Raw genomic sequence first — 11,513 nt, forward strand, 5'->3', positions numbered from 1 at the left:
GTGCGCTTCGCTCCCGTCGTGCGCCGGCTGCTCGACGACGGCTTCGCCCTGTTCGTCGAGGCCAGCGCGCACCCCGTGCTGACCGTCGGCATCGGCGAGGGCATCGAGCAGGCCGGCGCGCGGGCGGCCGCCGTCGGCACCCTGCGCCGCGAGGAGGGCGGCCCCGAGCGGTTCGCCGCCGCGCTCGCCGAGGCGTGGACGCACGGCGCCGCCGTCGACTGGGCGCGGGTGTTCCCGGCGGGCGCGCCGGTGGACCTGCCGACCTACGCGTTCCAGCGCGAGCGCTACTGGCCGGACCACGCGGTCGGCGCGCCCGGCGACCCGGCCGGACTCGGCCTCGCGGCCGCCGACCACCCGCTGCTCTCCGCCGGCATCGCCGTCGCCGACAGCGGCGAGTACCTGCTCACCGGCCGCCTCGCGCTGCGCACCCACCCCTGGCTCGCCGATCACGCGGTCTCCGGCTCGGTGCTGCTGCCCGGCACGGCCTTCGTCGAGCTGGCGCTGCGCGCCGGCCAGGAGGCGGGCGCGGCCGGGCTGGAGGAGCTGACCCTGGAGGCGCCGCTGGTGCTGCCGCCCGGCGAGGCGGTGCAGGTGCAGGTCCGGCTCGGCGGCCCGGACGACGACGGGCGGCGCACGGTGTCCGTGCACTCCCGGCCCGGCGGCGCGGGCGCGGGCGCCGCGGACGACCCGTGGACGCGGCACGCGACGGGCACGCTCGTGAACGAGCCGGGGGGCGAGCCCTTCGACCTGTCGGCGTGGCCGCCGCCCGGCGCCGAACCGGTGGACCTGGACGGCTACTACGAGGGCCTGGCCGCCGCCGGGTACGGCTACGGCCCGGCGTTCCAGGGCCTGCGGGCGGCCTGGCGGCGCGGGGACGAGGTGTTCGCCGAGGTGGCCCTGCCGGCCGAGCAGCACGGCGAGGCGGAGCGCTTCGGCGTCCACCCGGCGCTGCTCGACGCCGCCCTGCACGCGGTCGGGCTGGTCGGCTCCGTGCGGGACGTCGGCCGGGTGCGGCTCCCGTTCGCCTGGACCGGCGTCCGCGTCGACGCGGTCGGCGCGACCAGCGCCCGGGTGCGGATCGCCCCGGCCGCCGACCCGGTGGACGGGACGGCCGTCGCCGTCACCCTCCAGGTCGCCGACGCCGAGGGCGGCCCGGTCGCCGCCGTGGACGCCCTGGTGCTGCGCCCGGTGTCGGAACACCGCCAGCCGGGCAACGGGGACTCGCTGTACCGAATGGACTGGCAGCCGCTGCCGACCGGCGGCGCGGCGCCGACCGAGCACTGGGCCGTGCTCGGCAGCGGGACCGCCGTGGCCGCCGCGCGCCGCTACCCGGACCTCGCCGCCCTCGGCGCGGCCCTGGCGGCGGGCGAGCCCGTACCGGACGTGGTCGTCCTGCCGCTGCCCCTGCCGCCCGCCGACCGCCCGCTGCCCGCCGCCGCCCGCGCCTGCGCCGACGCCGTCCTCGCCGCCGTCCAGGGCTGGCTCGGCGCCGCCGAACTCGCCGCCGCCCGCCTGGTGGTCCTCACCGAAGGGGCCGTCAGCACCGCGCTCGGCGAGGACGTCACGGCGCTCGCCCACGCGCCCGCCTGGGGGCTGCTGCGCGCCGCGCAGGCCGAGGAGCCGGACCGGTTCGTGCTGGTCGACACCGACGGCCGCCCCGACTCCGCCGCCCGCCTCGCCGAGGCCGTCTCCGGGGCCGTCGCCTCCGGGGAGCCGCAACTGGCGCTGCGCCGGGGGGAGGTGCTGGTGCCCCGGGTGGTCCGGGCCGACCGGAGCGGGCTGCTCACCCCGCCGGACGGCTCGCCGGCCTGGCGGCTCGACACCGCCGAACCCGGCACCCTGGACGCGCTCGCGCTGCTGCCCCACCCCGAGGCCGCCGCGCCGCTCGCCCCCGGCCAGGTGCGGCTCGCCGTCCGGGCCGCCGGGCTCAACTTCCGTGACGTGCTGGTCGGGCTCGGCATGGTGCCCGGCCAGGTCGGCATGGGCAGCGAGGCGGCCGGGGTGGTCGTCGAACTCGGCCCCGGGGTGGCCGACCTGGCGGTCGGCGACCGGGTCACCGGGATCGTGCCGGGCGGCTTCGGCCCGCTCGCCGTCGCCGACCGGCGCACCCTGGTCCGGATCCCGGACGGCTGGAGCTTCGCCGAAGCGGCTTCCCTCCCGGTGGTCTTCCTGACCGCCTGGTACGGCCTGGTGGACCTCGCCCGCACCGAGCCCGGCGAGGCCGTGCTGGTGCACGCGGCGGCCGGCGGGGTCGGCATGGCCGCCGTGCAGGTGGCCCGCCACCTGGGCGCCGAGGTGTACGCGACGGCGAGCCCCGGCAAGTGGGACGCCCTGCGGGCCCTCGGCGTCCCGGACGGGCGGATCGCGGACTCCCGCACCCTCGCCTTCGAACCGGCCTTCCTCGCCGCCACCGGCGGCGCGGGCGTGGACGTCGTGCTCAACTCGCTGGCCGGCGAGTTCGTGGACGCCTCGCTGCGCCTGCTGCCGCGCGGCGGACGGTTCCTGGAGCTGGGCAAGACCGACGTCCGCGACCCCGACCAGGTCGACCTGGAGTACCCGGACGTGCGCTACCGGGCGCACGTGGACCCGGCGCCCGAGCGGATCGGCGAGATCCTGCGCGAGGTCGTCGACCTGGTCGAGCGCGGCGCGCTGCGGCTGCTGCCGCTGCGCAGCTGGGACGTGCGGCGGGCGCCCGAGGCGTTCCGGTTCATGAGCCAGGCCCGCCACACCGGCAAGCTGGTGCTCACCGTGCCGCGCCCGCTCGATCCGGCCGGCACCGCGCTGATCACCGGCGGCACCGGCACGCTGGGCGCCCTCGTGGCCCGCCACCTGGTCACCGCGCACGGCATCCGCCACCTGCTGCTGGTCGGCCGGCGCGGCGCCGAGGCCCCGGGCGCGGCCGAACTGGCAGCCGAACTCACCGCGTTGGGCGCCACGGTGACCGTCGCCGCCTGCGACGCCGCCGACCGTGCCGCGCTCGCCGCCCTGCTGGACACCGTCCCGGCCGACCGCCCGCTCACCGCCGTGGTGCACGCGGCCGGCGTGCTCGACGACGGCGTGCTCACCTCGCTCGGCCCGGACCGGCTGGCGCGGGTCCTGCGCCCCAAGGCCGACGCCGCCGTCCACCTGCACGAACTGACGGCCCGTCACGATCTGGCCGCCTTCGTGCTGTTCTCCTCGATGACCGGCGCGCTCGGCAACCCGGGCCAGGCCAACTACGCGGCCGCCAACACCTTCCTGGACGCACTGGCCGCGCACCGGCGCAGCCGCGGCCTGCCCGCCGGCTCGCTCGGCTGGGGCTTCTGGGTGCGGGCCAGCGGCATGACCGGCCACCTCGGGCAGGGCGCGGTCGGCCGGATGACCAGGCTCGGCCTGCTGCCGCTCGGCACCGAGCAGGGCCTGGCGCTGCTGGACGCGGCGCTCGGCCGGGACGAGCCGTTCCTGCTGCCGATGCGGCTGGACCTGGCCGCCCTGCGCACCCAGGCGGCGGGCCTGCCCGCGCCGCTGCGCGGCCTGGTCCGGGCCCCCGCCCGGCGGGCCGCCCGGGCGGGCGCCGAGGCCGAGGGCGGCACGCTCGCCCGCCGGCTGGCCGGCCTGGCGGCGGCGGCCCGCGAGGAGCTGCTGCTCGACCTGGTGCGCGGCCACGTCGCGGTGGTGCTCGGCCACGGCTCGCCGGAGTCCGTCGAACCCGACCGGGCCTTCCGCGAACTCGGCTTCGACTCGCTGACCGCCGTCGAACTGCGCAACCGGCTGAACGCGGCGAGCGGCCTGCGGCTGCCGGCCACCCTGGTCTTCAGCCACCCGACCCCGGCCGAGCTGGCCCGGCACCTGAACGCCGAGATCGGCGCCGGGGCCGACGAAGTACCGGCCGTCCTGGGCGAGTTGGCCCGGCTGGAGGCCGCCCTGGCGGGCTGCCGGCCGGACGAGCCGACCCGGGCGGCGGTCGGCCGGCGCCTCGAAGCGCTGCTCCGGAGCTGGCGCCGAGACGGCGAAGGCGGCGGGGTGATCGACGACGCGGCCCTCGACGCGGCCACCGACGACGAGATGTTCGAGCTGATCGACCGGCAACTCGGCGCTTCCTGACGCCGACCATCCAGCGGGACCGTGCGGGGAGTGCACACGATGTCAAGCAACACGGTGTCAAGCAACACGGTGTCAAGCAACGAGGACAGGCTCCGCGAGTACCTCAAGCGCGTGACGGCCGACCTCGGCCGGACCAGGCAGCGCCTGCAGGCCGAGCAGGCGCGCGCGAACGAGCCGATCGCGATCGTCGGCATGGCCTGCCGCTACCCCGGCGGGGTCGCCTCGCCCGAGGACCTGTGGCGGCTCGTCCTGGCCGAACGCGACGCGGTCGGCGGCTTCCCCACCGACCGCGGCTGGGACGTCGAGGGGATGTACGACCCGGACCCGGACGCGGTCGGCAAGAGCTACGCCACCGAGGGCGGGTTCGTCCACGACGCCTTCGACTTCGACGCCGACTTCTTCGGCATCTCCCCGCGCGAGGCCCTGGTCATGGACCCGCAGCAGCGGCTGCTGCTGGAAGCCTGCTGGGAGGCGGTCGAGCGGGCCGGCATCGACCCGTGCTCGCTGGCCGGCAGCCCGACCGGGGTGTTCGCCGGCGCCATCTCCTCCGGCTACCTGGTGCGGCTGAACCGGCCCCCGGCGGGCGTCGAGGGCTACCTGGGCACCGGGAACATGGCGAGCATCGCCTCCGGCCGGGTCGCCTACGCGCTGGGCCTGCACGGCCCGGCCGTCACCGTCGACACCGCCTGCTCCTCCTCGCTGGTCGCCCTGCACTGGGCCGCCCAGTCGCTGCGCGCGGGGGAGTGCACGCTGGCCCTGGCCGCCGGGGTGACGGTGATGGCCAACCCCGGCGCGTTCCTCGAGTTCTCCCGGCAGCGCGGGCTGGCCGCGGACGGCCGCTGCAAGTCCTTCGCCGCCGCCGCGGACGGAGCCGGCTGGTCCGAGGGCGTCGGCGTGCTGCTGCTCGAACGGCTCTCCGAGGCCCGCCGCAACGGGCACCGGGTGCTGGCCGTGGTCCGCGGCTCGGCGGTCAACCAGGACGGCGCCTCCAACGGGCTCACCGCCCCCAACGACCGGGCCCAGGAACGGGTGATCCGGGCGGCGCTGGACAACGCCGGCCTGACCGCCGACCAGGTCGACGCCGTCGAGGCGCACGGCACCGGCACCCGGCTCGGCGACCCGATCGAGGCCCAGGCCCTGATCGCCGCCTACGGCCGGGCGCACACCGCCGAACGCCCGCTCTGGCTCGGCTCGGTCAAGTCCAACCTCGCGCACAGCCAGGCCGCCGCCGGGGTGGCCGGCGTGATCAAGATGGTGCAGGCGCTGCGGCACGGCGCGCTGCCGCGCACCCTGCACGTCGACGAGCCCACCCCCGAGGTCGACTGGTCGGCCGGCACCGTACGGCTCCTGACGGAACGTCGGGACTGGCCGCGCGGCGAACAGCCGCGCCGCGCCGCGGTCTCCTCGTTCGGGATCAGCGGCACCAACGCGCACGTGATCCTGGAGGAGGCACCCGCCGTCGAGCAGCCGGACGCCGGGGAACCCGGGCCGGCCGGCCCCGTCCCGTGGATCCTCTCGGCGAAGACCGCACCCGCCCTCGCCGCCCAGGCCGCCCGCCTCGCCGACGCCGAACTCGACCCGCGGGCCCGGCCGGTGGACGTCGCCCGGTCGCTCGCCACCGGCCGCGCCGTGCTCGACCACCGCGCCGTGGTGCTCGCCGCCGACCACGGCGCCGCCCGGCGGGCCCTGCGCGCGCTCGCCGACGGGCAGCCCTCCGCCGCCCTCGTCACCGGCACGGCGGGCGCGGCCCGCAAGGTCGCCTTCGTCTTCCCCGGCCAGGGCTCCCAGTGGGCCGGCATGGGCGCCGAACTCCTCGACACCGCGCCCGTGTTCGCCGAGCGCATCGCGGAGTGCGAGGCCGCGCTCGCGCCGCACACGGACTGGTCGCTGACCGAGGTGCTGCGCACCGGCACCGGCCTGGACCGGGTCGACGTCGTCCAACCCGCCCTGTGGGCCGTGATGGTGGCGCTGGCCGCACTCTGGCGCTCCCACGGCGTCGAACCCGCGGCCGTCGTCGGCCACTCCCAGGGCGAGATCGCCGCCGCCTGCGTCGCCGGGGCGCTCACACTGGCGGACGGCGCCCGCGTCGTCGCCCTGCGCAGCCGCGCCCTGCTCGCCCTCTCCGGCAAGGGCGGCATGGTCTCCCTCCCGCTGCCCGCCGAGGAGGTGGCGCGGCTCCTGGAGCCGTACGGTGACCGGATCTCCGTCGCCGCGCTCAACGGCCCCTCGTCCACGGTGGTTTCGGGCGACGCGGACGCCCTGGAGCACCTGCTCGCCGAGCACGAGCACGAGCACGAACGCGCCCGCCGCATCGACGTCGACTACGCCTCGCACAGCGCCCACGTCGAGGCGATCCGCGACGAGCTGCTCACCGCGCTCGCCGGGATCACCCCGCGCGCCGCCGACATCCCCTTCCACTCCACCGTCACCGGCGGCGAGCTGGACACCACCGTCCTGGACGCCGCGTACTGGTACACCAACCTGCGCGAGCCCGTCCGCTTCGCGCCCGTGATCGAGCACCTGGCGCGGCACGGTACCGGCGTCTTCGTCGAGGCGAGCCCGCACCCCGTCGTCGCGGTCGGGATCGGCGAGACCGTCGACCAGGCCGGTGCCACCGCCGCCGCCATCGGCTCGCTGCGCCGCGACGAAGGCGGCCCGGGGCGTTTTCTGCACTCCCTCGCCGAGGCCTGGACGCACGGCGCCCCGGTGGACTGGCGGGCCGCGCTCGGCGCCGGCCGGCCGGTCGACCTGCCCACCTACCCCTTCCAGCGCCGGCGCTACCTGCTGGAGGTCGGCGCGGACGAACCCGCGCCCGCCGACCCGGCCGAGGCCGCGTTCTGGGCGGCCGTCGAGGACGGCGACCCGGCCGGGCTCCCGGCCACCGTCACCCCCGACGCCTGGCGCGCGGTGCTCCCCGGCCTCGCCGCCTGGCGGCGCGAACGCCGCGAACGCGCCCAGCTCGACTCCTGGCGCTACCGGATCGCCTGGCGCCGCCGGGCCGACCCCGCCACCGCGCCGCGGCTCACCGGCCACTGGCTGCTGGTCGCGCCCACCGGCGAGCCCACCGCCGACGTCGAGCGCGAGCTGACCGCCCGCGGCGCCGCCGTCACCGCCCTCGCCGTGGACACCGCGAGCACGGCGGACCGCGCCGCCCTCGCCGACGCGCTGCGCACCGCCGCCGCCGAGGCCGGGGTCCCCGTCGCGGGCGTGCTCTCGCTGCTCGCCCTGGCCGAGGCCCCGCACCCGGCCCACCCGGCCGTACCCGCCGGCTTCCCGGCCACCGTCGCGCTGATCCAGGCGGTCGGCGACGCCGACCTGGGCGCCCCGCTCTGGTGCGCCACCCGGGGCGGCGTCACGGTCGGCGCCGGCGACCGGCTCGGCAACCCGTTCCAGGCCCTCTACTGGGGGCTCGGCCAGGTCGCCTCGATGGAGCACCCCAAGCTCTGGGGCGGCCTGGTGGACCTGCCCGCCACCGGCTGCGGCCCGGCCGAACTGGGCCGGCTCGCCGCCGTGCTGGCCGAGGGCGCGGACCGGGGCGGCGAGGACCAGACCGCCGTGCGCGCCGACGGCGTCCACCTGCGCCGGATCGTCCGCGCCCCGCTGACCGGCCGCCCGCCGGCCCGCCCCTGGGCGCCCACCGGCACCGTCCTGATCACCGGCGGCACCGGCGGCCTCGGCGCCCAAACCGCCCGCTGGCTGGCCCGCAACGGCGCCCCCCGGCTGCTGCTGGCCAGCCGGCGCGGCCCGGACGCCCCCGGCGCCGCCGAACTGCACGCCGAACTCACCGCCCTCGGCGCCGAGACGGTGATCGCCCGCTGCGACGTCGCCGACCGCGCCGCGCTCGCCGCCCTGCTCGCCGGCATCCCCGCCGAGCAGCCGCTGACCGCCGTGGTGCACACCGCGGCGATCCTGGACGACGCGGTGATCGACCGGCTCACCCCCGAGCAGGTCGACCGGGTGCTCCGGGTCAAGGCGCACGGCGCCCTGCACCTGCACGAACTCACCCGCGGGCTGGACCTGGCCGCCTTCGTGGTGTTCTCCTCCTTCGCGGCCACCTTCGGCGCCCCCGGCCTCGCCAACTACGCGCCCGGCAACGCCTTCCTGGAGGCCCTGGCCGAGCAGCGCCGGGCCGACGGGCTGCCCGCCACCGCGATCGCCTGGGGCACCTGGGCCGGCGGCGGCATGGCGGCCGACGGCATCGGCGAACGCGCCCGCCGGCACGGCCTGCACGAGATGGACCCGGACCTGGCCACCGAGGCCCTCGGCGACGCCCTCGCCCACGACGAGACCCGCTCGGTGGTCATCGACGTGCGCTGGGAGCGGTTCGCCGCCGTCTTCGCCTCGGAGCGCACCGGCCGGCTGCTGGACGAGATCCCCGAGGCCCGCAAGGCCGTCGAGAGCGCCGAGCGCGACCCCGCCGCCGACGCCGCCGCGCCCGCCGACCTGCGCCGGCGCCTGGCCGGCGCGCCGGAGGTCGAACGTGACCGGATCCTGCTGGAACTGGTCCGCTCGCACGTCGCCGCCGTGCTCGGCCACCCCGACGAACGGGCGGTGGCGCCCGCCCGCCCGTTCCGGGACCTCGGCTTCGACTCGCTGACCGGCGTCGAACTGCGCAACCGGCTCGGCTCGGCCACCGGGCTGCGGCTGCCCGCGACGCTCGTGTTCGACCACCCGACCCCGGCGGCGATGGCCCGCCACCTGCGCGGCGAACTCCTCGCCGACACCCCCGCCGTGCTCCCCGGGCTCGCCGAACTCGACCGGCTGGAAGCCGCGCTCGCCGCCGTCCCCGACGACGACGCGGCCCGCACCCGGATCACCCACCGCCTCAACGCCCTGCTGGCGAAGTGGCACACCGGCCACGGCCCGGAGGCCGAACCGGCCGACGACCTGGACGCGACGAGCGACGCGGAGCTCTTCGACCTCCTCGACGACGAACTGGAGTCGCCGTGACGGCCGGGCCGCCCGCAGGCGGCGAACCGCAGCCCCCGCAACCGCAGAGATGGGTGACCGAGTCGTGACCAGCAACGAAGCGAAGCTCCGCGACTACCTCAAGCGCGCCACGACCGACCTGCGCAAGGCCCGGCGGCGGGTGCAGGAACTGGAGGAGGCCGAGCCGATCGCGATCGTCGGCATGGCCTGCCGCTACCCCGGCGGGATCGCCTCGCCCGAGGACCTGTGGCGCCTGGTGGCCGAGGGCGGCGACGCCGTCGCCGGGTTCCCGGCGAATCGGGGGTGGGACCTGGAGGCGCTCTACGACCCGGACCCGGACCGCCCCGGCACCTCCTACACCCGCGAGGGCGGCTTCCTCTACGAGGCCGACGCCTTCGACCCCGAGCTGTTCGGCATCCCGCCGCGCGAGGCGCTGGCCATGGACCCGCAGCAGCGGCTCGTCCTGGAGACCTCCTGGGAGGCCTTCGAACGGGCCGGCCTGGACCCGCTCTCGCTCGGCGGCAGACCGATCGGTGTCTTCGTCGGCATGGTCGCCCAGGGCTACGGCAGCCGGCTGGACCGGGTGCCCGAGTCCGTCGAGGGCTACCTCGGCACGGGCAGCGCGGCCAGCGTCGTCTCCGGCCGGGTCTCGTACACCTTCGGCCTGGAGGGCCCGGCCGTCACCGTGGACACCGCCTGCTCCTCCTCCCTGGTGGCCCTGCACCTGGCCTGCCAGGCGCTGCGGGCCGGCGAGTGCACCATGGCGCTGGCCGGCGGCGCCACCGTGATGGCCACGCCCGGCCTCTTCACGGAGTTCAGCCGCCAGCGCGGCCTGGCCGCAGACGGCCGCTCAAAGGCCTTCGCGGCCGCCGCGGACGGCACCAGCTTCGCCGAGGGCGCGGGCATGCTGCTGATCGAGAAGCTGTCCGACGCCCGGCGCCACGGACACCCGGTGCTGGCCGTGGTGCGCGGCTCGGCGGTCAACCAGGACGGCGCCTCCAATGGCCTCACCGCGCCCAACGGCCCCGCCCAGCAGCGGGTGATCGAGGCCGCGCTGGCCCACGCCCGGCTGACGGCCGGCCAGGTCGACGCCGTCGAGGCGCACGGCACCGGCACCACGCTCGGCGACCCGATCGAGGCCCAGGCCCTGATCGCCGCCTACGGGCCGGCACACTCCGCCGAACGGCCCCTGTGGCTGGGCGCGTTGAAGTCCAACCTCGGCCACACCCAGGCGGCGGCCGGGGTGGCCGGCGTCATCAAGACCGTGATGGCGCTGCGGAACGGCCTGCTGCCGCGCACCCTCCACGTGGACGCGCCGACGCCCGAGGTGGACTGGTCGGCGGGCACCGTGCGGCTGCTGACCGATCCGGTGGCGTGGCCGCGCGGGACGGAACCGCGCCGGGCCGGGGTCTCCGCGTTCGGCGTCAGCGGCACCAACACCCATGTGATCCTGGAGGAAGCCCCGGCCGAATCGGCTCAGGAACCCGCCGAGCGGGCGGCGCCGCTCCCGCTGCGGGCGGACGTCCTGCCCTGGCCGGTCAGCGGCCGCACCGACGCGGCGCTCACCGCCCAGGCCGCCCGGCTGGCGCCCTTCGTGGCGCAGCATCCCGAGCTCGCACCCGCCGACCTGGGCCGGTCCCTGGCGACCACCCGGGCCGCGCTGGACCGGCGGGCCGTGGTGCTCGCCGCCGACCCCGCCCAGGCCCGGCAGGCCCTGGACGCGCTCGCGGCCGGCCGGACCACCGCCGCGACCGTGCGCGGAGCGGTGCTGGCCGAGCCGGGCGTGGTCTTCGTCTTCCCGGGACAGGGCTCGCAGTGGGTCGGCATGGGGGCCGAACTGCTGGACGCCTCGCCGGTGTTCGCGGCGCGGATCGCGGCGTGCGAGGCGGCGCTGGCGCCGTACGTGGACTGGTCGCTGACCGAAGTGCTGCGCGGCGGCGCCGGGTTGGACCGGGTGGACGTCGTGCAGCCGGTGCTGTGGGCGGTGATGGTGTCGCTGGCGGGGCTGTGGCGGTCGTTCGGGGTCGAGCCCGCGGCCGTGGTCGGGCACTCGCAGGGCGAGATCGCGGCGGCGTGTGTGGCCGGGGCGCTGTCGCTGGAGGACGGCGCGCGGGTCGTCGCGCTGCGCGCCCGGGCGCTGCCGGCGCTGTCCGGCGAGGGCGGCATGGTGTCGCTCCCGCTGCCCGCCGAGGAGGTGGCGCGGCTGCTGGAGCCGTACGGTGGCCGGATCTCGATCGCCGCGCTCAACGGGCCTTCGTCGACGGTGGTTTCGGGTGACGCGGACGTGCTGGAGCAGCTGCTGGCGGAGCACGAGCGGGCGCGTCGGATCGAGGTCGACTACGCCTCGCACTCCGCCCACGTGGAGGCGATCCGCGAGGAGATCCTGACCGCCCTCCAGGGCATCACTCCGCGCCCGGCTCAAGTCCCGTTCTACTCCACGCTGGTGGGTGAGCCGATCGACACCCGCACGCTGGACGCCGCCTACTGGTACCGCAACCTGC

Annotated in this window: 3 protein-coding genes; all 3 read left to right on the forward strand. The window is 77.5% G+C overall.

The window, feature by feature from the left end; translation table 11 throughout:
- A partial coding sequence (locus tag VM95_RS35945; protein ID WP_045705155.1) for an SDR family NAD(P)-dependent oxidoreductase occupies positions 1-4,083 on the forward strand: 4,083 nt, incomplete at its 5' end.
- A 69-nt stretch (positions 4,084-4,152) separates the two neighbouring features.
- Entirely contained in the window at positions 4,153-9,033 is a 4,881-nt protein-coding gene (locus VM95_RS35950; protein ID WP_045705158.1) for a type I polyketide synthase, read from the forward strand.
- 64 nt (positions 9,034-9,097) lie between these two features.
- A partial coding sequence (locus VM95_RS35955) for a type I polyketide synthase (RefSeq protein ID WP_425265394.1) occupies positions 9,098-11,513 on the forward strand: 2,416 nt, incomplete at its 3' end.

Source organism: Streptomyces rubellomurinus (assembly GCF_000961885.1).
Classification (GTDB): domain Bacteria; phylum Actinomycetota; class Actinomycetes; order Streptomycetales; family Streptomycetaceae; genus Kitasatospora; species Kitasatospora rubellomurina.